Source organism: Olsenella sp. oral taxon 807 (genome assembly GCF_001189515.2).
Taxonomy (GTDB): Bacteria; Actinomycetota; Coriobacteriia; order Coriobacteriales; family Atopobiaceae; genus Olsenella_F.
In genome coordinates this window covers 179,176-201,333 of sequence record NZ_CP012069.2, presented here as the reverse complement: position 1 = coordinate 201,333, position 22,158 = coordinate 179,176, and the positions used below count along the sequence as shown (strand labels likewise).

Below are 22,158 nucleotides of genomic sequence, written 5' to 3'. Positions count from 1 at the left end.
TCACTGCCCGTCTTGCGCTAGATCGTGAACTCGGCATAGCCAGGCGCGACGTCGGAAGCGTCGGTGGGACCGCCACCTGAGCCACCTGCCGCGACCTCACCCGCACCCTCACTCGCCGTCGCGTGCACGAAGCTGTCCGAGCCCAAAAGCCCCTCAACCGTCACGCCGGGATCCTGCAGCATGATATCGAGCATCTCGATGAAGTCGCGGATCACCTCTCGCGGCGTCACGAGCGTGTCTGCTCCCACGCGCGAGAGCTCGATCTCCAAGAAGCGTGCGAGGTCATCCTCCATAAGCCTGCGCTCATAGCCAAAGAGTCCCGCATGGATGTCCGCGAGCTTCTCGACGAGGATCAGCAACTCCTCGGGCGTGAGGGGGGTCAGGCGAATCACGGGAGCGAGGAGGTCCACCATACCCTCACGCCCAAAGCGCCCCTGCGTGAGGCGGCTTCGCAGCGCCTCGTACGAATAGAGCCCACGCCTGCGGTCCTCGACGCACTGCGGCGTACCACTCATGATGATGCCCAGGTAGGAGGCCTTGCCCTGGAGCGTGTCATTGTACATTGTCAGTATCTTCTCATAGTTGTACTGGCGGCTGATCGCGTTGGGGATCTTGTACAGGTTCACGAGCTCGTCCACGAGCACGACCAGGCCCTCGTAGCCCGCGCCACGCAGGAAGCGCGCGAAGAGCTTGAGGTAGTCGTACCAGTCGGCATCGGTGATGATGACGCTCACACCCAGCTCGCTTCGGGCCTCGGCCTTGGTGCGGTACTCCGCGCGAAACCACTTGATGACTGACGCCTTGGTCTCGTCATCCGCCTCTATATGGGCGCGAAAGTACGCCGAGAGGAGCTTGGCGAAGTCGAAGCCGTGGACCATCTCTTGCAGCTCGAGGATCACCGCATGGATGCGCCGCTCGACCTCGTCGGCAAAGGATGCGTCGGCCGGTGACGTGCCTGCCGCCGCGACCTCAGACTGCACGCCCGAGATCCAGCGGTCCAGCACCAGCGAAAGCGCCCCGCCCTCGGGCCGTGTCTTTGTGGAGAGATTGCCGATGAGCTCGCGATAGGTGGCGAGGCCCTGTCCCTTCGAGCCCTGCAGGCGTCGCTCCGGCGAGAGGTCGGCATCTGCGACCACGAAGTTTCTGCCCATCGCGTGGTTGCGTATCGTCTGCAGAAGGAAGCTCTTGCCACTCCCGTAGCGCCCCACCACAAAACGGCAGGACGCACCACCATCTGCCACGATCTCGAGGTCGCGAAGGAGGGCCGCGATCTCGGCCTCACGACCCACCGTTATGTAGGGCAGACCCACGCGCGGCACGACCCCACCCTTGAGCGAGTTCACGATCACGGTCGCGATGCGCTTGGGCACGCGTGGACAAGCCGCTGCGGTGGCCGGTGACGCGTCGGGGGCAGCCTTTGTTGCGCCCGCGCGAGGCGAGGCCCCGCTTCTTTTTGCCTTGCTCACAGAAGGACCTCCCTCACGTCCTCGACGTAATCCTCAACGAGGTGCGGAGCGTCTTCGTCTACCTCGATCACGGTATCACCCACCAGGTCGAGGAACCGCTCGTTTATCATATCAGTCTCAAGCGACACCATGATTCCCGTCTGCTCGAGGGCGCCCACGTCCAGGCTACCGTCAAGAAGCCCGCGTAGAATCTGCCTCTGTACGGTGGTGAGGACAACGGCCCCTGGGCAAGAGGCGCCGTCGCTTGGCCCCGGCGTGAGGCCTAGCTCTGGCGAAGGCGACTTCTGCCCCTCCCCGACGGTCGCCACGACATTGGTGGGCGCCAGTTGCGACCTCATGTGTGGTGCCAGCTCCTCGCGCTCCTCGCGTTCCTCGTCTACGAGCAGCGCCTCGCGCGTGCGTCCCGCCGCCACCCGTATGCCGCCCAGCTTGCTGCGGTCGATGTGCACCTGCGCGGCTTTGATGGCCTCGCGCCTCTCTAGGCAGGCCGTAACTTCCTCGTCTACGATCTTGAGCAGGTACTTGGGGGCCTTGCGCGGTTTGAGCGAGGGCAGGTCGCCCGCATGCTCGCGCAGAAGGCGATCTGCCGTGTGCAGGATGAGCCCTAACCCACGGCTCGGCAGTCGCTCGTCGCAGGGACTTGCCACCCACCAGCGAGAGTCCTTGCACAGGTAGGTCTCCCCCGTCGGCAACTTGACCGTCACGTCTGGATGAGGCTCGCGCTCCCAGAATACGGCAGACGAGAACATCAGGTAAGGATAGCTATACTCGAGGCCAAAGAGCCCATCCACGAAGCTCGTCTTGCGGCGGCGCCTGCAGTGGTCAACGAGATGAGCGAAGATGGCGCACAGGATCTCCTCAAGCTCGCTCGCATGGAGTCGCATGGCCCGAGACTTCGCGATGTGGTAGGCCGAGACCTCCTCGAGGGCGGATATAAACTCACTCACGGGCGGCAGTTCCGGCGTCGCATCGTCCCATAGCGCCGGGGACTTCTGTGAGAGAAGCGCCTCTTGCGCCTGACGCAGCACGCTCACAGCCCGCAGGGCGTGTCCCCAGGAACTGGGCATGAGGTCTGCCGACTCGCAGGACGAAAGGTCGAGGCCATGATAGATGGCGTAGTCCCTCATCCAGTGCGGCAGGTAGGACTCAAGGGCACGACACCCCAGATCCTCGTGGTAGGCGTGATAGATCCGTGTCAGCTCTCGTAGGCCATCTTCCCCCGGCGTTACCCCGACGCCGCAGAGAAGCTCGTATATATGGACGAAGAGAAATGCCAGTGGCGCGCGGGGTGTCCGTCCCTTGCGAAAGCGCGTGCGCCAATAGAAGTAACCGCGCAGCACCTGGTCGGGCATGCTCTCGTAGGTTGGATAGTAGCTCACGAAATTGCCCGTAAAGGGACAGTCATCGGTATAGTCCTCCATGAGGACCGCCTGCTTGAAGAAGAGCTCTGCGCCTCCCTGGTAGTAACCGCGCTGCCGCCCACGGCCCTTGGCGAGCGCGCGCATCGCCTTGATCTGCGATGGAACCCTTTTTGATGAGGACAAGGACGCCTCCCTCTCCTGCTGTGGCGAACGGGGCCGATCCAAGCGCTGAGTCTGTCGATTTGTGGCCAGCTGCGCCTCCAACAGCTGACGGCCCGTTCTTAGAATGGGCTCGTCCTCGTAGGTGCCACCGCTGACAACCTCCCCCTGCCTGGGGCTCAGCTCCTCGATCACCTGACGGATTATCTTCTCTGCCCGAGACACGCGCCTCCCTTATCGTGAGCGTACGCATGTTCGTAAGTATACACCAGCCAGAGTCACCTCGGCGCACAAATCAGCTGCCGTTACGAACCTTTCGGCCCAGCCTCAGGGAGCGCAGCCGCGCTTTGTGCTCGTCACTCACGCGAAAACTCTCGCACGCCTTCTGGATCGTCTTGTTGTGTACCCAATCCGGAAGCCGATGCGCCTCTACGTAGGGTAGCGCAGCCTCCCACTGCTTGGCAAGCGCCGTCGCAAAGTACCAGGCAACCATCATGCGCACGTAGTACTCCTCGGACCTCAGGTCAGCAACCCTTCTAAACTGCACAGGATCAAAGCGCTCGTCCAGGAAATGCCGCATGAGCAGGCCCAAAGCAAAGCGCTGGGTGTAGGCCTCGCCCGTATCGATCCAGCTGTCAATGTATGGCAAGAGCCGCTCTGCCTCCCTGGAGAAGGCCTTGGGCGAGAGAGCGTCGCAGGTGGCCCAGTTGTCAATATGAGGCAAGAAGCGCTCAACCTCCACAAGGCAGCGCTCAAAGTCGGTCTCGTCATTCAGGATGAGGGCATGGAGCTGATTTTCCTCAAAGTAGTGATGCGGCAGCTCCCTGAGAAACGCCTTGGTTGAGCACTCACGCGAGAGGGACCTCGCCAGCTTGCGAAGCGCGGGCATGCGCACACCGATCACACGGTCTCGCTCGACCGTCGGCATAAGGCGGGCCTGGAAGTTCCCATAGGCCTCATCCTGCAGGCAAAATAGCTCACCCACGATCCCATCCCTCGTCCGAGCTGCCACCACGCCGCCTTTCGCCGCCTTAGCCATGGTCGAGGTCCCCCTCCCGACTACTGATCCTGACATCACCCATGTCCGCCTTGGCCACCAACCGCCTTGTGCCTGTGCCCTGGGTGAGCGTATCCGCCCGGGATCTCTGCCCGTTGACCATGATGCCACCCATGGAGGTCGAAAGCTCAAGCCTCAGTTCACGCAAGTTCTCCACCCCGCTCAGCTCGACGTTCCCCATGTTTGCGGAGAGTTCCATTGAATCTCCAAAGCTCACGTCGCTCGCGCTCACCGTACCCATGTCGCTACGCAGAGAACAGGACACACAGCCGAGCCTCGTGGCACTCAGGTTCCCCATGTTCGTGCTGACATCCGCATGACGTACGTTCACGTCCAGGATGCGAACGTCCCCAAGCGCAGTCACGCCGCTGAGGTCACGTAGCTGTACCGTTTCAGGAATGGTAATGGTGATCGTGGACGCCGTGCGTTTGAGTTCGCGCAGGGACGTCTCTGTCGTCTGGCTGACGTGGAGCACACCGTCTTTGACCGCATAGTCGAAGCGTTCGTCGCGCCCGCCCCCGTTGCTATAGTTGATGTGCGCGGAGCCACCACTCTCGATAGTAACGTTCGTAAGGGACGCATCAAAGGTAACGCCATTGAACGTCTCTGTGATGTCCTCGTCCACCGAGCTCACATTGTTCCCTCTTTCCGTGCCCGGCATGCCAGGCAGAGGCTCACCGAACGAATGCGCTTCCACAAAGCGAAGGCTGCCCACGATGATGCAGGCCAGCGTCACAAGCACCAACACGCCCAGATAGACTCTCTTCCAGTTTCCACTTCTCATGACGATGCGCCCCCTACCTCACGATCCTTTTCTCGCACCTTCGAGGACGACGTGCTCCCAAGAGCCATGCGGACCACACGCTCGATCACTGCCGCTATGGGCCAGATGATCCAGCTGATGTACCACCTGAACGTCAGAAAGCTCCAGATGAGATATATACAGGTAACCGTCGGCCAAAAGAGGGACAGAATGTCCTGGGCGACCTGGTTATCAGGACGCGGAGACTCACGGTAGACTGCCGGGTGCTGCGCCCTCCCGCAGTCAGCGAGGTGGGTCTTGGCCTCGTCGGAGCTGAGCGCCCGCCCCGTTGGCTTTGTGGCTGAGGAGGAACTGATGGCATCCTCGATGCCAAGCGCCTGGGCGACCTCGTCTAGGTTGCCGAACTCGGAGATCACGGTGCCTATCGCCTCGTTCTCGCTGGCGCCCTTCGCGATGAGCTCACTGTACTTGTCCTCCATCATCTGTCCCAGCTCGCGTTTCGCCCGGAGCAGCTCCGGTGTGTCCGGCAGCGTGGCGAACATGGACTCCAGGTAGCCTAGGATGGTATCCATCAGGTGCTCTCCCCCTTCGTGAATCGCTCTATGACGTCCTTTGTGAGCTCCCATTCCTCGCACTTCGAGCGATAGTGGCTCCTGCCTGCCTCGGTGATGCGGTAGTAGGTGCGACGTTTCCCGTTGGCGGCGTCTTGAGAAAACGACTCCACGAGGTCGTTTCTCTCCATCCGAGCGAACGCGGAGTACAGCGTCGTCTCCTTGATGACGTACTTCTCGTCTGACGTCTGCCGGATGAGCTTGGATATCTCGTAGCCATACGAGGGCTCTTTCAACAGCAGGCTGAGTATCATCGTGTCGATGTACCCACGGATGACGTCGCTGCTGATACCCGCCATCTCTGCCTCCCGTCTAAGCTACGTCTGTCGTGGTATATCGTGAGCTCATCATACTATGGCTGTCGTAGTATGTAAAGGATGATGGGGAAGAGATCAGCGCGTACGAGCGACGATCTCGCCACGTAAGAACGCGTGCTGACGTCACGGACCCATCGGCAGCACACCGACGTCCCCGGCGGTGATGGGCAGCTCCTCGCCCGCATCGGTCCTCACGAGCAGTGCGGTGTCTGGAAGGATGTCGAGTGCGACCCCCGTGACACGACGGTCGCCCCCACAGTTGACCTCGACGCGTTTGCCAAGGGTACAGCTCTCCTCGCGCAGGCGGAGCAGGAGGGCCTCCGTCGTCTTGGCGGGATGCGCAACAAGCTCACCCAACAGCTGGCCCAGACCCCGCGCGATGGAGGTGAGCAGGTCCTCGCGCAGGCACGCGAAGGCAGGCAGCGCCCCTGCGGCCGGCCCCAACTCCACCGCGAGTGAGGTCGCCGTCGCAAGCGGCAGGCGCTCGGCCGGTGTAAGCAGGTTTATGCCAATGCCCAAAACGACACAGGCAAAGTCCTCCCCGTTGGGGGCCAACGCACCCGGCACCAGCTCGCAGAGAATACCTCCAAGCTTCTTACCACCGCAGAAGAGGTCGTTGGGCCACTTGAGTCTGAGCGCCAAGGACGGCCCGGGCAACTCGATGTTGGGGGGCTCGACGGTGCCATCGAGACCACTCTGCCTCAGCACGGCGCGCAGGCCATCCAAACAGGCGAGCCCACAGGCGCTCGTAAGCCACCCGCCACCCAGCTCCACGAGCATACGAGCGGGAACGGCGGCGACGAGGCTCGCGACGAGGGTCTCGCCTGACCTGCTCTGCCACGTGCGATCCAGCCGTCCGCGCCCCGCCGTCTGCTCGTCTGCGACGACGACATCAACGGGAAGCGGCAGGCCCCCCGCTGCGGCAGAGCGCGCTGCCGCGAGCAGGGGACCTGCCAGATCATCGGCTTGGACATCGCGCCCCGCGCCGAGACGGTAGTGCTCCTTCGCGTAGTCGTTGGTGGAGCCGACCCTCGCAAGGTGAATGAGCGCATGCGGGCAGCGGGTCGCCACAGACGCCTATTCGCCGTCGTCCCAGATGAGCGACACCGCGCCGATACCAAGGTTCGTGGTGAGTGCGGGACCCCCATCCTTCACGGTGACGTACGCATCGGGACGCTGCCTATGTATGCTGTCAACGAGGCGATGCAGGGCCTTGGTATCTTCTCCGTAATAGGCGACCATCAGGTGCTTTACGTCTGCAGGCACACGCAGCAGCATGGTCTTTGCCATACCCGCAGTGCCGCGAGCCACCCAAGCTGTCGCGATGGCACCGCGCTTAAGCTCAAAGACCGGAAAGCGGTCAAGCGTTGCCGTCACGGAGCGACGGGTGTTGGTAAGGCGACCACTACGACGCAGGACCGCCATGTCGGGTACCGAGAACAGCGTGTGTATATGATCACGCCTGGCCTCGACCGCAGCCACGATCTCCTCGAAGCTCAGCCCCCGATACGCCGCAGCGCGGGCCGTCCTGACCAAGAGCTCGAGAGCGGAGCCAGCGGCGTACGAGTCGATGACGCGCAGCTCGTCGTGGCGCTCGCCAGGCGTGTCTTCGTCGACGATCTCCTCGCCATAGAAGAACTTCTCGGCGTTGAGCGCACTGCGATACCCCGCCGAGAGCCGCGATGATATCGTGATGCAGAGCACGTCGTTGCCTTGGGCAAAGGCCTTCGAGAAGGCCTCGACGTAGACCTGCGGGAAGGCGGGCTCCGTGTGCATCGTGAGCTCGGGACGCAAAAACTCCCGGTAGTTCCCGCACTCGTTGGTGTAGAGCTCCCTGTGGGTGACTCCATCCACGCTGTAGTAGGTGGGGATGAGCGTGACGCCCAGCTCCTCGGCCTCGTCCCTCGTGAGCCCGGAGCTTGATTCGGTAACGATGGTCAGCATAGCGCGTCCTTTCCCATGCGACGGAACCTTTCGTACCTCGCATCGACGAGCTCGTCGGCGGTCATCCTCTCGAGTGGCTCCAGCTCCTCGACGAGACGCCCCGCAAGGCGATCGGCGAACGCCTCGCTGCCGATGTCATAATCCTCTATGATACCGTCGGCCACGCCTAGCTCACAGAGGTCCGTCGCGCGGATCTTGAGGGCATCGGCCGCCTCGGACGCGCGATCGGCTGTCTTCCAGAGTATCGACGCACAGCCCTCGGGACTCACGACGGAGTACACTGCCCCCGAGAGCATGAGCACGCGATTGGCAAGTGCGAGCCCAAGCGCGCCGCCCGAGCCACCCTCGCCCATGATCACCGAGATAATGGAAACCTTGAGGCCACTCATCACAACGAGACTCTGGGCCACTGCCTCGCCCTGCCCCCGCTCCTCAGCCCCCATCCCGCAAAATGCCCCGGAGGTGTCAACGAGGCAAATGACAGGACGGCCGAACTTCTCGGCCTGGTGCATGAGACGCTGGGCCTTGCGATAGCCCTCTGGGTTGGCCGAGCCAAAGTTGCGACGCACCCGCTCCTTGGTGTCACGCCCACGTTCGGTACCGATCACGGTCACGACCTGTCCGCGCAAGCGTGCGATGCCGCCCACGACAGCCCCGTCATCACCAAAGTAGCGATCGCCGTGCAGTTCCACGAAGTCATCGAAGACCTGCTCGGCAATGGGCAACACGGTGGGGCGCTCACCCGAACGGACGATGCCGAGAAGTTCATAGGCGCCCTTCTCCTTTTCGGCCTCCTTGATCTTTTTGGGGTCAACCTGCTTGTTCCCCGAGATGGCGCCCACAGCGGCCTTAATGTTGCCGAGGAAGCTCGAGGAGGTCTGGCGCTCGTCCCGCTTACCCTCAAGGCGAATCACGGGAAGGAAGGGTCCCTCCCCCTCGACCCGCTCGACGCCGTGGAGGGCAAGCAGCAGCGAAAGCTCTGCTGGCAGGTCGCTGCGCTGAGCGATGCGGTCAACGAAACCATGCTCAAGCTGGAACTCCGAGCGCTGAAAGCCCGCAGGCAGGCGCTTGTGCAGGGTCTGCTCGATGACACGGGGACCGGCGAAGGCAACGAGGGCATCGGGCTCTGCCAGGCAGATGTCGGCCTCCATGGCAAAGCTTGCCGTGACCCCGCCCGAGGTGGGATCGGTGAGCACGGCGATATAGAGCAACCCTGCGTCACTATGGCGACGGACGGCACCCGTGGTCTTGGCCATCTGCATGAGGGAGGTCGTCCCCTCCTGCATGCGCGCGCCACCCGACACGGTGAAGCCCACGACGGGCAAGCGCCTCTCGGTTGCCAGCTCGAAGAGGCGACAGATCTTCTCGCCCACGACGCTACCCATAGAACCCATCATGAACTCGCCGTTCATCACGAAGATGGCGCAGCGATAGCCGCCGATGGTCGCCGTACCGCAAATGACGCCCTCGGGTTCCGATGACCTGGCGCGCGCCTGCTCGAGCTTCTCTGTGTAGCCCGGAAAGCCAAGAAAGTCCCGGGCCGTGAGGGCGGCGTCGATCTCTTGGAAGCTCCCGGCGTCAACAGTCATGCCGAGGCGCTTGCGGGCGCCTATCCTAAAGTGATGGCCGCAGCGCGGGCAGACCTCGAGGTTCTCGGAGATGGACTCCTGGCTCGTCGCATGACGACAGCCCGGACAGCGCACCAGCACCTGACGCACCGGTACCTCAACCTCGACCTCCGTGACCGGTCCCTCGAGGGCGTTGGCGCTCTTGCTCTTCTTGTTGCTACTCATACAGATGCTCCATGAGGTTGGTGTGGTACATGCCCGAGATGAACGCGTCGTTCGAGAGTATGTCCAGCTGCAACTCGGAGTTGTCCGAGATGCCCTCCACCACGAACTCGCCGAGGGCCGAGCGAGCCTTGCGCACGCACTCCTCGCGCGTCGGAGCGAACACGATGAGCTTACCGAGCATCGAGTCGTAGTACGGTGGTACGGTGACACCCTGATAGAGGGCCGTGTCAAAACGTACCCACGGTCCACCGGGTATGTGCAGGGTCTCGACGGTACCGCAGGAGGGCAAGAAGTCGGGTGTCTCAGCGTTGAGGCGGCACTCGATGGCATGACCGCGTATGTGGATATCGTCCTGGGTGAAGGCAAGCTCGTTTTCGGCGGCCACGCGCAGCTGCCACTTCACAAGATCAAGCCCCGAGACAAACTCGGTCACCGGATGCTCCACCTGAAGACGGGTGTTCATCTCCATGAAGGCGAAGGTCTCGTCACTGTCCGAGTAGAGGTACTCGATCGTGCCCACGCCCAGGTAGTTCACGGAGCGCGCGAGGTCACGAGCCGCCCGGTGCATATGCTCGCGCACCGCCTGTGTGATCGAGGGACTGGGACTCTCCTCGAGGAGCTTCTGGTTGCGACGCTGCACGGAGCACTCGCGCTCGCCGAGCGAGACCACGTTACCGTGGGCGTCGCCCAAGATCTGCACCTCAACGTGGTGGGCGGGCGAGATGAAACGCTCCATGTAGCAGCCACCGTCACCGAAGGCGGAAGAGGCCTCGCTCGAAGCCTCCTGGAAGGAGCTGCGCACCTTCTCTAGGGACTCCACCTTTCGGATACCACGGCCACCGCCGCCGGCACGGGCCTTGATGAGCAACGGGAAGCCGATGCGCTTAGCCTCACGCTCGGCCTCGTCGGCATCGCTCAGAAGATCGGAACCCTCCACGATGGGGACACCCGCCGCCTTAGCCGTGCGACGGGCCTCGTCCTTATCACCCATGCATTCGATGACCTCAGGCGAGGGACCTACGAAGACGACGCCGCAGTCCCTGCACTTGCGCGCGAACTCAGCGGACTCAGAGAGGAATCCGTAGCCGGGGTGTATCGCCGTCGCGCCAGACTCGACGGCCACCGTGATAATGGCATCCATGTTGAGATAGCTGTCTGCGGGGCGGGGTCCCCCGATACACCAGGCCTCGTCGGCGACCTGCACGTGATAGGACCCGGCGTCTGCGGTAGAAAAGACCGCGACGGTCTGCACGCCCATCTCCTTACAGGCGCGAATGACGCGCACGGCGATCTCGCCACGATTGGCAACGAGGATCTTCTCAAACACTAGCGCTCGCCACCTTTCGTTTCCGTGGCGTCCACCAAGGCGAACGACATGCTCGCCTTACAGCAGAGGCGACCGTTGACAGATGCCTCGCCCTCCGCGAAGTAGAAGGGAGCGCGCTCGCGTGTCAGGCGGCAGACGAGGTCGATGGTGTCCCCCGGGCGGATGGAACTCTTGAAGCGCACCTTGTCAAGGCCGGTGTAGAGTGGCGTCTTACCAGTGCCTTCCATCTTGCCCGCAATGAGAACACAGCAGTTCTGGGCGAGCATCTCGCACTGCATGACGCCCGGAACGATGGGGTTATTGGGAAAGTGGCCTTGGAGGAAGAACTCGTCCCCATGGATGGCCAGCCTGCCGTGGGCCTCACCATCCACCACCTCGGACTCATCGAGGAGCAACATCGGCGGACGATGCGGAAGGATCTTCTCAAGCTCGGTTCTGTTCATGTGAGGCCCCTTGTCCTAGTAGATCTTCATGAGGGTACCACCAAACTCCACAAGGTCACCGTCCTCGACGCAGACGTCAACCACCTCCCCGTCGACCTCGGCCACGACCTCGTTCATGAGCTTCATCGCCTCCATGACGCAGAGGGTGTCACCCTTCTTGACCTTGGAACCCACATGCACGAAGGGATCGGCGCCCGGGGACGGTGCCGCATAGAAGACACCCACCATAGGAGCCTTCACGAGCGTGAGCTTGCTCATGTCGTAAGGTGCGTCATCACTGTCGCCCGACGACGGCGCAGGCGCAGCTGGGGCGGGGGCAGGCGGCGCGGATGGCGCGGGCGCCGCCGTGACGGGGGCGGCGACAGCTGGAGCCGCCACACTCACCAGTTGTTGCGGGGGCTCGGCCTCGAGCTCGAGGACGGTACCATCCTCCTCAAGCCGCAGCTTGGTGAGGGAGCTGTTCTCAAGTAGCGTAGCCAACTCTTTGACCTTATCGAATTCCATGTGAACGACTCACCTCTACTTTCCGTAGGCCCTGAATGCCAGGGCGGCGTTGTGCCCGCCAAAGCCGAGTGATGTCGAGAGAGCCCAGAGGCCGTCGAAGGAGGCCGCCTCATTGGGCGTATAGTCGAGGTCGCAGTCGGGATCGGGGTGCACGTAGTTAATCGTGGGGGCGATGACGCCCTCCTCAAGAGCCTTGATGCATGCGATGGCCTCTATCGCGCCGGCGGCGCCCAGCATGTGGCCCGTCATCGATTTCGTGGAGGAGATGTGTGCCGCACGTGCGGCCTCCTCGCCCAGTGCCCGCTTGAAGCTCAGCGTCTCGGACGTGTCATTGAGCTTGGTCGAGGTACCGTGCGCATTGATGTAGAGACCCTCGGTGGCGTCGAGTCCTGCCTCGGCGATGGCCTGCCTGATGGCACGGGTGATGCCACTGGCCTTTGGGTCGGGACTCGTGATGTGATAGGCATCCGAGGTATTGCCGTAGCCCATGACCTCGGCAAAGATGTGGGCGCCTCGCGCCTGGGCATGCTCGAGCTCCTCGAGCACCACGATGGCCGCACCCTCACCCATCACGAAGCCGTCGCGCATCGCGTCGAAGGGACGGCACGCTGTCTTGGGATCGGGATTCTTGGTGAGGGCCTTGGCGCTACTGAAGCCCGCGACAGCGAGAGGGGCGATCCCAGCCTCGGCACCACCGGCGATGATGGCGTCTGCGTAGCCATGCCCGATGGCACGGAATGCCTCTCCGATAGCGTTGCTCGATGTGGCGCAGGCCGTGACCACAGGGAGGGTAGGACCGAGTGCCCGATTGCGGATGGATATCTGGCCGGCGGCCATGTTCGCGATCATCGAGGGAATCAAAAACGGCGAGACCTTGCGAGGCCCTCCCTCAATGAGCTTGTCGGCATTTGCGAGCATCGTGTTGATGCCCCCGATGCCCGAGCCAACATAGACGCCCAGGCGCTCGCGATCGATGCTCTCCTCTACGTCGAGGCCAGAATCGACCATGGCCTCATGGGCCGCCACGATGGCATACTGTGTAAAGAGGTCATTACGTCTGACCTCAGGCGCACTCAGAAGCGGCGTAGGATCGAAGTCCTTGACCTCGGCAGCCACCTTGACCTTATAGTCAGTCGTATCAAACTTCGTGATTTCGCCGACGCCCGAGACACCGGCCTTGAGTGCCTCCCAGGTTTGAGCGAGCGTATTGCCGACAGGCGATACGGCACCCAACCCCGTTACTGCGACCCTGCGTTCCATATGTGTACGCTCCTTATCAGGCTTGCCCCGCTCTTGCAACATGGCCAGCACGGCAAAGCGCCCGTGCTGGCCACAGGTCCCTACATGGCCATGCCCCCATCGACGGGCAAGACTACACCCGTAATGAGAGAGGCCTCGTCACTCGCCAAGAAGGAGATCGCGGCCGCGATGTCCTCGGGCACGCACATGCGCCCCAGAGGGATCTGCCCCTCATAGGACTTGCGCGTCGCGTCCGAAAGACCCGCCGTCATGGCCGTCTCGACAAATCCCGGGGCTATGGCGTTGCAGGTGACGTTCCTGCTCGCAAGCTCGCGTGCGACAGACTTCGTGAGGCCGATGAGGCCGGCCTTGGAGGCCGAGTAGTTGACCTGACCGGCGTTTCCCATGATGCCCACGACGGAGCTCATGTTGATGATACGGCCCCCGCGCTGACGCATGAAGGTACGCGTGAGGGCGCGAACCATGTTGAAGGCGCCCTTGAGGTTGACGGCTATGACACTGTCGAAGTCGCTGTCCTTCATGCGGGCCATAATGCCGTCACGGGTGATACCGGCGTTGTTAACGAGGGTCCAGACGTGACCAAAGTCATCGAGCACCTGACCCACGCAGGCGTCGACCTCCTTTGAGGAGGAGACGTCGCACTCGTATGCCTTAGCACACGCACCAGCGGAGCGCAGCTCCTCGACAACCTCTTCGAAGGGCTCTGCGCTCCCCACATAGATGACGGCCACGTCGTAGCCATCTGTCGCAAGACGCAGGGCCGTCGAGCGACCTATGCCACGTGACGCACCCGTCACAAGGGCGACCTTACGACTCGCGTCGCGATCAAGGGTGCCGGTTTTCAACTCAGCCATAGTCAGTCCTTTCTCAGCACGCCAAGCGCTGCCTCGAGCTGCTCGGGCGTCTCGATCGAGAGCGCCGTGACCCCCTTGAGGGTGCGCTTGACGAGGCCCGTGAGCGTAGTGCCCGGACCTACCTCGACGAAGCTATCGAAGCCGGCTGCCTGCATGTTCTCTAGGGTCTTGGTCCACAGGACGGGACTCGAGGGCTGGGCAGCCAAGATCTCAGCTATCTTGGAGGGATCCTTGGGATACGGCTCTGCGGTCTTATTTGCCCAGACATCGACGATGCAGGGACGTGGTGGCTTGTTCTCGAGCCACTTCGCAAGGCCCGCACTGGCGCTCTCCATGTACGGGCTATGGAAGGCGCCGGCGACAGCGACCTTGAGGGAGCGTCCCTTAGCCTCCTTGACAAGCACGTCAAGCTTGGCAAGCGCCTCGTCACTCCCCGCGACAACGGTCTGCTGGGGACTGTTGTAGTTGACGGGCCAGGCTCCGGCCTCCTTGGCAAGCCTTTCGACCTCAGCTGCGGTCAGCTTCACGACGGCACGCATGCCGCCAGGTTTTGCCGCGCACGCCTCGGCCATGAGCTCACCACGGTAGCGCACCAACGCAAAGCCGTCCATGTCAGAAAAGGCGCAGGCAAAGGTCAGCGCCGCGACCTCGCCCAGCGAGAAGCCCGCGACGCCGTCTGGGTTGATGCCGCGTGCGACGAGCGAGCGTGCGGCCGCAAGATCGGTCGCGAAGATCGCAGGTTGCGTGTTCTCGGTACGGGTGAGCTCCTCCTTAGTGCCCTCGAAGCAAAGCTTGGAGAGACCCGGCATGGCAGACTCGAGCTCGTCGAAGGTCTGCTTGGCAACAGGCTGCGCATGTACGAGCTCCTTACCCATGCCGGGGTGCTGGGCTCCCTGCCCCGCAAAGAGGAGGGCTATCTTACCCATGTGGTCGCCCCCTTAAGCACCTTCTCGGCACCGCCGACCAGGTCATCGACGATCTCTGCGGCAGACTGGCGCCTCTTCACGAGACCAGCGATCTGACCGCACATGAAGCTGCCGTTCTCGTAGTCGCCCTCACGGGCCGCCTTGCGCAGTGATCCCGCACCCATGGCGTTGAGCTCGTCTTGGCTGGCGCCTGCGCTTTCGGCCTTCGCGAAGCGACGTGTGAAGGGGGTCTTGAGGCAGCGCACCGGATGTCCTCCCGACCTGCCCGTGACCATGGTGGAGATGTCTCCGGCTTTGAGGACACGCTCCTTGTACTCTTCGCTCACCGTACACTCGTCAGCAACGAGGAAGCGCGTACCCACCTGCACTCCTACCGCCCCGAGCATAAAGGCAGCGGCGACGCCACGGCCGTCGGCGATGCCGCCTGCGGCCACGACGGGAATGCTGATGGCATCGACGACCTGGGGGACGAGGGTCATCGTAGTGGAGTCACCCACGTGTCCGCCAGACTCGCCTCCCTCGGCGACGACGGCAGTCGCACCGGCGCGCTCGACCATGCGGGCCAGCGCGACCGACGCCACAACGGGAATGACCTTGATACCCGCGTCAATCCAAGAACTCATGTACTTGCGCGGGTCCCCAGCACCGGTCACCACAACGGGGACCCTCTCGTCGGCGACAAGGCGCGCAACCTCGTCCACAAAGGGACTCATGAGCATGATGTTCACGCCAAAGGGTTTGTCGGTCCGCTCACGCAGCTCGTGAATCTGGTCACGTAGCCACTCGGCGTTAGCGTTCATGGCCGAGATGATGCCCAGCCCTCCCGCCTCTGACACGGCCGAGGCAAGGCTCGCATCGGCTATCCACGCCATGCCACCCTGGAAGACTGGCTTCTCGATGCCCAGTGCGTCGCAGATGGGGGTCTGTATCATCACTTACGCCTTCTCCGCGATCAGCTTGTCGACCATGTCGACGAACTCACCGATGGTCTTGGGGTTAGCCTCGGCGTCGATCTCGATGTCGAACTCCTCCTCACAGGCCATGACTACCTCGACGGTTGCGAGCGAGTCAATGCCGGCCTCCTCGAAGGTGGTCTCGGGGGTTAGCTTCTCGGTAACGCCGTCCTGCTCCTTGAGGATTTCGCAGATCTTATCGAACGTGCTTTCGGCCATGGCTCCTCCTTGTGTATCTGCCGCGTGAGCGGCGCTTTATGTCGCCTGAGCGACTCCTCCTATTGACAGCCGCTTGCGCGGCGCTGTCACGAACTGTGGTGGCTACGGCTCCCACCTGGTGAGGCAGGACCCCACCGAAAGGCCGGCACCGAAGCCGATCATACAGATGAGCTCCCCCCGCTTGAGCCCCCCATTCCTGTTCAGGGTATCGAGCGCCAACGGGATGCACGCGCTCGAGATGTTGCCCGTGTCCTCTAGCCTGCGGACCACCTTTGCGTCATCGAGCCCAAGGTGCTTGATAGCGGAGGCCAAGATGCGCTCGTTTGCTTGGTGGAACACGAAGTGATCGATGTCAGAGACGTCGATGCCCGCCTCGGCGACAAGACTGTTTACCTCCTCGATGATGGCCCTCACGGCAAAGCGAAAGACCTCGCGCCCGTTCATGGTGAGCGCCTTGCCGTATGCCCCTATACGTTGGTCATAGGGACTCGTACTCCTGACGCCGGGCAAGGTGAGGGCGAAGTCGAGCGTCGCCCACGCATGCATGGGGAGCGGGTCCTCGTCCGTCGCCTCGAGCACCACCGCACCCGCTCCGTCACCAAACAGGACGCAGGTCGCCCGGTCCGACCAGTCGACGAGGCTCGTCACCTTCTCGGCAGCAACGACCAAGGCCTTCTTTGCCCTGCCACGGGCAAAGAACCCGTCTACCACGTCAAGTCCCTGGACAAAGCCCGAACAGCCTATGAAGAGATCGAAAGCCGCACAGTGCTTTGCACCGATGGCGTCGGCAGCGACGCAGGCGATAGCAGGAACCACGTGATCGGGAGAGGTCGTGGAACCCACGACGAGATCGATCTCGCTGCCATCTATGCCCGCCACCTCGACGGCCTTTCTCGAGGCCTCTATGGCGAGGTCGTCGAGTCCCTCAGTCGTGCACACGTGGCGCTGTTTGATGCCCGTACGCGAGTAGATCCACTCGTCCGACGTGTCGAGGAACTGAGAGAGGTCATCGTTGGTAACGACTCTCTTAGGTAGGGAACTGCCGGTTCCTATCACTCTAAAGCTCATACGCGCTCCATCTCGACATCGTGGTAGAAGTCTGCAAGCCGATGAATGCCCGCAAGGAGCGCCTCGCGCTCCGACGGACTCAGACCCTCGGCTAGCCTGCTCGCCATGTTCAAATGAAATAACACGTGAATGCGATAGATCTTCTCCCCAGTACGCGTGAGCATGATGTTCACGCAGCGCCCATCCCGCTCGTCGGGCTCCTTTCTCAGCAGCCCCTTTGTGACCAGACGGTTGACTGACGAGGTAGCTGAAGGTACCGTGACGTCACAGGCGCAGGCCAGCTCGCTCACGTTGATGCGCGATCCCGTCCTGAAGGCCAACCTGCCCACCGTAATGATCACTCGAGAGTCGCTCAGGGAGATGTCGGTGTCGTGCTGTCGACTCAGCACGCTCGCCTCTATGGAACCCGCTGAACGGTATACCTTGAACAAGAGACTGCTCACCTCACTCGCGAACGCGTCCTCATCCTTCATGGCGCCGTAAGGGGTAGGTGCGACATTCGCGCAGGTACTCCGGCGGAGGGGCTGTCTGGCATGTTGCGCTTGCATGGCAACCCTCCCGTACGTCACAGGTCGAATTCTCTTGCTCACTAGTTAGATTAACTAAGGAAATTTGAGGCACGCTCACCGCCTCGCCCCTGCATCTCTTCTCCACATATGCGAGGGTCAGTTGGAGGGGGCACGCGACGCAACCGCCTTCCCTTCGCCGCCCCGCGCGTCACGGAGAAACGTGGTCCGGGCGGTACGAAGGTCGCAAAATGTGCCTTTTGGTGACGCGTGGCCTGAACGAGTGAGTCAAAGTGCGCTTTTTCATAACGCTGCGGTTGCGGAATGCGCTTTTTGGTGAGGTCGCAGAAGCAGAGTGCGTCTTTCCGTGAGGTGACACTGCGTTTGCCCAGATAAGAAAAGACGCATTCTACGGAAAGACGCACTCTGGCGCGGACTCTCACGAAAAGACGCACTCTGGGTGACTGTTGGCGTGCTGGGGTTGCAGAATGCACTTTTCCGTGAGACGCAACTCCAAACTGTACTTTTCCGTAAGGTGGCGCTGCGATTGTCCAGGTGAGGAGAGGCGCTGATCGAGGGGATGTAGAAAGGAGCAGAACTTGAGCGCGCCCCGGCACCGCTCTACCTCCTGGGAAAGCGGGCAGGGTGCGGCCGGCCGCCCTCCCCTGGGGCCCGGGTGCGCCACAGCGCCTCGGGCCCCCGCCGGAGACGAGCGGGTCGCGGGCGGCGGGACAGCCGGGCACGCGAGGGCCGCGACGCCCCCGGACGATGTCCCATCGGTGGCCGTCGGCCAAGGGCGCGCGACGGCGCGCCCCCTCAAGGGACGCGCCGCCACCGCAAGCTCCACGGGACCCCGCTTGATATGGGAATTGCCACTCGGCTACAGAGGGCGAGGGATGCCCGTAACCGCAGCCTTACCGCTTGCTCAGGACATCAGGCACAGCGAGACGACGTTGCCCTGCGCGTCAACAATAAGTTCATCGTGGGGCCAGGAAATACCCTTGATATCCACCTTCTCGAGCTTCTCCCTACCGCCAACTACCTCGAACCAAAATCCTGGGTCAACTGGATGCCTCACGATATACACCGTCGACTCCGTGAGCCTGAAGCTGAGCTTCCCACCGTTGAGTTCCCCCGCGCTGTTGATGATCGTCCTGTTCTCGGATCCATAGGGGTGCCCATTGCGGTGAAAATCGCAATAGGGCTGTTTGACCAGCAGGGCCCTGTCACCCTTGGGAGTCAGGGTCAGCGTATCGCCCCTGATGGACGCTGACACGCCCGTCGAGAGCGTACCCGAGCGTGAGCCGTCGTCGCCACCGACAAGGGAGTTAGGACCAATGTAGTAGCTGGTAAACTGCTTGAGCTGGGACTCGGGCAGCTCCGCGCAGAGCCGTATGCCCTCCCCAGTCCAGCCGAGCTTGACGAGGCGGTCGTACTCGGCCTTGTTGGTGGTGTAGAGGTGGGTGCCTGCTGTGAGCCACTTGTTGTAGAGGCGCCACACGGGAGTCCCCGCCTCGGCAGACTCGAACACAGTGCCCTCCTGCCTCCAGCCCGCTTTACCGAGGCGATCGTACTCTTCATCATCCATGGTAAAGAGGTGCTCGCCGCTCCAGGGGTTGTAAAGTCTCATCACCCATCCCTGATAGGATGAGTAGGCTCGAGCCTGCGCTTGCCACGCCCTACCCTCCCCGGTCCAGCCCACCTTGACCAGCTTGTCGTACTCCGCTTTGTCCAACGTCCACATGTGGTCGCCGTTGTACTGGTTGTACAGGCGCCACACCGGTTTCGCCTCCGCGAGCGCTGCCTGGGGCAGCGCCACGAGCGCGGCGAACGCAAGCACGGCGCAGAGAAGCCACCTTCTCGCATGCTCTCTCATGTGCTCTCCTTTCAGTCTTTCAGAATGGGGTCATGGGGCTGCATAAATGCTATCCCCTCCCCCGGGAAAGTCAAGCTGCCTTCAGCTGAAGCGGGCTGCCGGCGCCAACGGCAGGACATGCCAGCCGGCTACGACGCATCCCTGCGAATCGCCTGCGCCCGGCCACGAGAAGCCGACGCCGCAACCCGCTTGACAAGACACCGGACTCACCGCCCTCATCTGACAAGTATGAGACTGACCGCGACCACGCACGGGCGTAGCCATTCGACGTTGAACGTTGACATTCGTAGAATACTGCTCTATTATCTGTAGGTAGAACATCATTCTATGAACTTTCCGTCAGAGGGAGTTCCATGCCCAGGAGAAGACAGGACCCCACGATCCGTCGCGGCGAGCTGATCGACGCGGCGAGCAGGCTGTTTCTCTCCAAGGGTTATGCCGCGACCTCCGTAAGGAACATCCTCGACGAGGTGGGCAACAGAACCGCCTCCCCGAGCGTGTTCTACTACTACTTCAAGTCGAAGGAGGAGATCTACCAGGCGGTGCTGCGACGGCATTCCGAGCGGTACCTGCAGGCCATCGATGAGGTCGTCGCGCGGTGGGAGGACGACCCCGACAAGCTCATGATGGGCGTCGCCCCCTTGTTCCTTGCCACACTCACACGTGGCGGACACGGGAACGAGGCCGTCTCATCCGCCGAGAACCTGCTGTTCTCTCTTAAGCTGAGAGAGGATTTGACGCAGCGCTTTGTCGAGGTGTGGGAGCTGTTCATACGAGCGAAGGGCTGGCGCGGAACCAACGAGGAGGACATCCACCAAGCCGCCGTCTTCGTCGCGGGTGGCATCGGCGAGATGGTCTACGACCTCAGCTACGCCCGAGGGGGCAACGATGACCCCTCCCCTCTCATGGACCGCATGGTCGACTTCTGCGCAGGCGCCCTTGGCGCCCCCGAGGACGAGAGGCAGAGATACAAAGGGGTGGTCCATGCATACCTTGACCGAGCGCATTGATATAGACGCTCCCTTCGAGCGCCTGTGCGACTGGGCAGACAACTTCGAGGAGGAGTTCGTCAGGTGGAGTCCGTATCACCTGGAGTGCGAGCTGTACGACGGAGGCGTCACCGTCGGCAGCAGAGTGAGGTTTCGCGAGATCGTGATGGGCCTCGACTACGACGTCACGGGAACCATCACCCAGAGCGTGCGAGATCGTGACCACTTCCGCTTCGTGTTTAGGAGCGACAGAAAGACTGCCTTCATCACCTTCGAAGGAGAGCGGACGGAGACCGGCTGCCGCTTCTCGCACACCGAGTCCTTTGGCGTAAAGACGCCGATCATAGGCCCCGTGATCAACTTTCTCGTATTCAATGTCTTCTTCAGAAAGAAGGCGAACTGGCAGCTGATCCGAGACGACATGATCCTGGACAACCGCTACCTCAAGGAGATCCTCGAGGAGGGGAGATATCCCGAGCGCATCTCCCCAGACGAGCTAAGGAGGAAGAGGGCATGAGCGACGCGCGGGCATCCCGACACGTCAAGCTGCAGGGTGTGGCTGACACGACGTACATTCCGATGGTGGCGAGGATATACGCGACGGAGCGCTTCCCCGAGTACTTTCGTGACGCGACGGCCCTCAAGCTGCGAGACCGGATTCCTGTCGAGACCCTCGAGAGGATACGGAAGCACTCCTCCGAGTACACGATGCTCGCCTCGGTTGCCCGCTACCACGTCCTCGACGAGCTGGTGCGTTCGTTTGCGGCAAGATATCCTGGCGGCTGCAACGTCATCAACCTCGGCGCAGGCCTAGAGACGATGGCACAGAGACTCAGCCTGCCTGCGGTCACGTTCTACGAGATCGACCTACCAAAGACGATCGAGCTGAGACGGTCGCTCATCGACCCGCTCCCGAGCGAGGTCATCATCGCGGGCGACATGTTCGAACTTGGCTGGACGGGACGGGTGGACAGAAAGGTCCCGTCGCTTTTGATCGCCTCGGGCGTATTTCAGTACTTCCGAGAGGAGCAGGTCACAGGGTTCCTGAGGGACCTCGCAGAGCGCCTGCCCGGCAGCGAGCTGGTCTTTGACGCCACCAACGAGGTGGGCGTCAGGTACGCCAACAGGTACGTGAAACGAACGGGCAACGCGTCCGCGCAGATCCTCTTCTACGTGAACGACGCGCGGGCGTTCGCGGACGAACTCGGGATGCCGCTGGTCGAGGAGCGTGTGTTCTACACGGAGGCGCGAAGGGTCCTCAAAGGGAAGCTGAGGCTGTGGACGAGAATCGCCATGCGGGTATGTGATGACAAGAGGCGCGCCATCCTCATTCATCTGAAGCTGCAAGGCCGGAGTCCAGCGCAGTCGAGCGGGGCAGCATCGAGGGCGTGTGGCCAGAGTGCGCCTTTGCGTGAGGGACTGGGGGGCTGCGGTCAGACTGCGCCTTTGCGTGAGGTCAAACTCCAAACCGATCTTTGCGGACCTTGGCGCAACCCGCCCCACAGTCTGGCGGGCGGTTGCTCGAGCGCATTTGCCCAGTTGAGCTATTTTCCATAGTGCCCCGCAATCTGGCGGGCGGTTGCTCCACACTTTCCGGACGCCGCAACGTAACGGAAAAGCGCAGTCTGTGGGACCTGGGGATCGCAGAGTGCGCTTTTGCGTGAGGGGCGGAGCCAGAATGCGCTTTTGCGTGAGCCCCAGCCACCAGAGTGCGCTTTTGCGTAGAATGCGCTTTTCCTCACCTGCGCAAACGTCGAGCCAC

General features: G+C 62.2%; 23 protein-coding genes. 3 read left to right on the top strand and 20 right to left on the bottom strand.

Annotated features, from left to right (window positions below; genetic code table 11):
* Positions 1–17: 17 nt before the first annotated feature.
* The 20 genes from ADJ70_RS00930 to ADJ70_RS00835 form a co-directional block, all read right to left on the bottom strand.
* Entirely contained in the window at positions 18–1,370 is a 1,353-nt protein-coding gene (locus ADJ70_RS00930) for an ATP-binding protein (RefSeq protein ID WP_050344662.1), read from the bottom strand.
* A 92-nt stretch (positions 1,371–1,462) separates the two neighbouring features.
* The gene (locus ADJ70_RS00925; RefSeq protein ID WP_050342695.1) at positions 1,463–3,211 is read right to left on the bottom strand and encodes a TerB N-terminal domain-containing protein; all 1,749 of its coding nucleotides are present in this window, start codon (positions 3,209–3,211) and stop codon (positions 1,463–1,465) included.
* 70 nt (positions 3,212–3,281) lie between these two features.
* Positions 3,282–4,025 (bottom strand): DNA alkylation repair protein, encoded by a 744-nt coding sequence (locus tag ADJ70_RS00920; protein WP_083443710.1) that lies wholly within the window; start codon positions 4,023–4,025, stop codon positions 3,282–3,284.
* Positions 4,018–4,827, bottom strand: a complete 810-nt coding sequence (locus ADJ70_RS00915; RefSeq protein WP_050342693.1) for a DUF4097 family beta strand repeat-containing protein — start codon at positions 4,825–4,827, stop codon at positions 4,018–4,020. The genes ADJ70_RS00920 and ADJ70_RS00915 overlap by 8 nt, the downstream gene beginning before the upstream one ends.
* Positions 4,824–5,378 carry a permease prefix domain 1-containing protein gene (locus ADJ70_RS00910; RefSeq protein WP_050342691.1) on the bottom strand — a complete coding sequence of 185 codons (555 nt, stop codon included), beginning with the start codon at positions 5,376–5,378 and terminating at the stop codon, positions 4,824–4,826. The genes ADJ70_RS00915 and ADJ70_RS00910 overlap by 4 nt, the downstream gene beginning before the upstream one ends.
* Positions 5,378–5,716 carry a PadR family transcriptional regulator gene (locus ADJ70_RS00905; protein WP_050342689.1) on the bottom strand — a complete coding sequence of 113 codons (339 nt, stop codon included), beginning with the start codon at positions 5,714–5,716 and terminating at the stop codon, positions 5,378–5,380. Before ADJ70_RS00905 ends, ADJ70_RS00910 begins: the two co-directional genes overlap by 1 nt.
* Before the next feature lie 141 nt (positions 5,717–5,857).
* Complete coding sequence (locus ADJ70_RS00900) at positions 5,858–6,805, bottom strand: biotin--[acetyl-CoA-carboxylase] ligase (protein ID WP_050342687.1); 948 nt, start codon at positions 6,803–6,805, stop codon at positions 5,858–5,860.
* Between the two features lie 6 nt (positions 6,806–6,811).
* Positions 6,812–7,678, bottom strand: coding sequence for a DegV family protein (locus ADJ70_RS00895; RefSeq protein WP_050342686.1), 867 nt, complete (start codon positions 7,676–7,678; stop codon positions 6,812–6,814).
* Positions 7,672–9,471: an acetyl-CoA carboxylase carboxyl transferase subunit gene (locus ADJ70_RS00890; RefSeq protein WP_050342684.1), complete on the bottom strand. Its 1,800-nt coding sequence runs from the start codon at positions 9,469–9,471 to the stop codon at positions 7,672–7,674. The genes ADJ70_RS00895 and ADJ70_RS00890 overlap by 7 nt, the downstream gene beginning before the upstream one ends.
* Entirely contained in the window at positions 9,464–10,798 is a 1,335-nt protein-coding gene (locus ADJ70_RS00885; RefSeq protein WP_050342682.1) for an acetyl/propionyl/methylcrotonyl-CoA carboxylase subunit alpha, read from the bottom strand. Before ADJ70_RS00885 ends, ADJ70_RS00890 begins: the two co-directional genes overlap by 8 nt.
* Positions 10,798–11,241, bottom strand: a complete 444-nt coding sequence (locus tag ADJ70_RS00880) for a 3-hydroxyacyl-ACP dehydratase FabZ family protein (RefSeq protein WP_050342681.1) — start codon at positions 11,239–11,241, stop codon at positions 10,798–10,800. The genes ADJ70_RS00885 and ADJ70_RS00880 overlap by 1 nt, the downstream gene beginning before the upstream one ends.
* A gap of 15 nt (positions 11,242–11,256) precedes the next feature.
* Positions 11,257–11,745, bottom strand: a complete 489-nt coding sequence (accB, locus tag ADJ70_RS00875; RefSeq protein ID WP_050342680.1) for an acetyl-CoA carboxylase biotin carboxyl carrier protein — start codon at positions 11,743–11,745, stop codon at positions 11,257–11,259.
* Between the two features lie 15 nt (positions 11,746–11,760).
* The gene (gene fabF, locus ADJ70_RS00870; RefSeq protein WP_050342679.1) at positions 11,761–13,005 is read right to left on the bottom strand and encodes a beta-ketoacyl-ACP synthase II; all 1,245 of its coding nucleotides are present in this window, start codon (positions 13,003–13,005) and stop codon (positions 11,761–11,763) included.
* Between the two features lie 80 nt (positions 13,006–13,085).
* Entirely contained in the window at positions 13,086–13,859 is a 774-nt protein-coding gene (gene fabG / locus ADJ70_RS00865; protein ID WP_050342677.1) for a 3-oxoacyl-[acyl-carrier-protein] reductase, read from the bottom strand.
* A 2-nt stretch (positions 13,860–13,861) separates the two neighbouring features.
* Positions 13,862–14,785, bottom strand: coding sequence for an ACP S-malonyltransferase (locus ADJ70_RS00860; RefSeq protein WP_050342675.1), 924 nt, complete (start codon positions 14,783–14,785; stop codon positions 13,862–13,864).
* Positions 14,773–15,717, bottom strand: coding sequence for an enoyl-[acyl-carrier-protein] reductase FabK (gene fabK / locus ADJ70_RS00855; RefSeq protein ID WP_050342673.1), 945 nt, complete (start codon positions 15,715–15,717; stop codon positions 14,773–14,775). The genes ADJ70_RS00860 and fabK overlap by 13 nt, the downstream gene beginning before the upstream one ends.
* A 3-nt stretch (positions 15,718–15,720) precedes the next feature.
* Positions 15,721–15,957, bottom strand: coding sequence for a phosphopantetheine-binding protein (locus tag ADJ70_RS00850; RefSeq protein WP_050342672.1), 237 nt, complete (start codon positions 15,955–15,957; stop codon positions 15,721–15,723).
* Between the two features lie 102 nt (positions 15,958–16,059).
* Positions 16,060–17,025, bottom strand: coding sequence for a beta-ketoacyl-ACP synthase III (locus ADJ70_RS00845; RefSeq protein ID WP_050342671.1), 966 nt, complete (start codon positions 17,023–17,025; stop codon positions 16,060–16,062).
* On the bottom strand, positions 17,022–17,456 hold the full coding sequence (locus ADJ70_RS00840; protein ID WP_172674416.1) for a MarR family winged helix-turn-helix transcriptional regulator: 435 nt from the start codon (positions 17,454–17,456) through the stop codon (positions 17,022–17,024). The genes ADJ70_RS00845 and ADJ70_RS00840 overlap by 4 nt, the downstream gene beginning before the upstream one ends.
* Positions 17,457–18,456: 1,000 nt before the next feature.
* Positions 18,457–19,407 (bottom strand): hypothetical protein, encoded by a 951-nt coding sequence (locus ADJ70_RS00835; protein ID WP_050342664.1) that lies wholly within the window; start codon positions 19,405–19,407, stop codon positions 18,457–18,459.
* 353 nt (positions 19,408–19,760) lie between these two features.
* Between ADJ70_RS00835 and ADJ70_RS00830 the strand changes: the two genes are divergently transcribed.
* From ADJ70_RS00830 to ADJ70_RS00820, 3 genes are read left to right on the top strand one after another with little or no spacing between them, the layout of a single operon-like run.
* Positions 19,761–20,417: a TetR/AcrR family transcriptional regulator gene (locus ADJ70_RS00830; RefSeq protein ID WP_050342663.1), complete on the top strand. Its 657-nt coding sequence runs from the start codon at positions 19,761–19,763 to the stop codon at positions 20,415–20,417.
* Positions 20,392–20,913, top strand: a complete 522-nt coding sequence (locus ADJ70_RS00825; RefSeq protein WP_050342661.1) for an SRPBCC family protein — start codon at positions 20,392–20,394, stop codon at positions 20,911–20,913. The genes ADJ70_RS00830 and ADJ70_RS00825 overlap by 26 nt, the downstream gene beginning before the upstream one ends.
* A complete protein-coding gene (locus ADJ70_RS00820; RefSeq protein WP_083443709.1) occupies positions 20,910–21,953 on the top strand; it encodes a class I SAM-dependent methyltransferase in 1,044 nt (347 codons plus the stop codon). Before ADJ70_RS00825 ends, ADJ70_RS00820 begins: the two co-directional genes overlap by 4 nt.
* Positions 21,954–22,158: the final 205 nt, after the last annotated feature.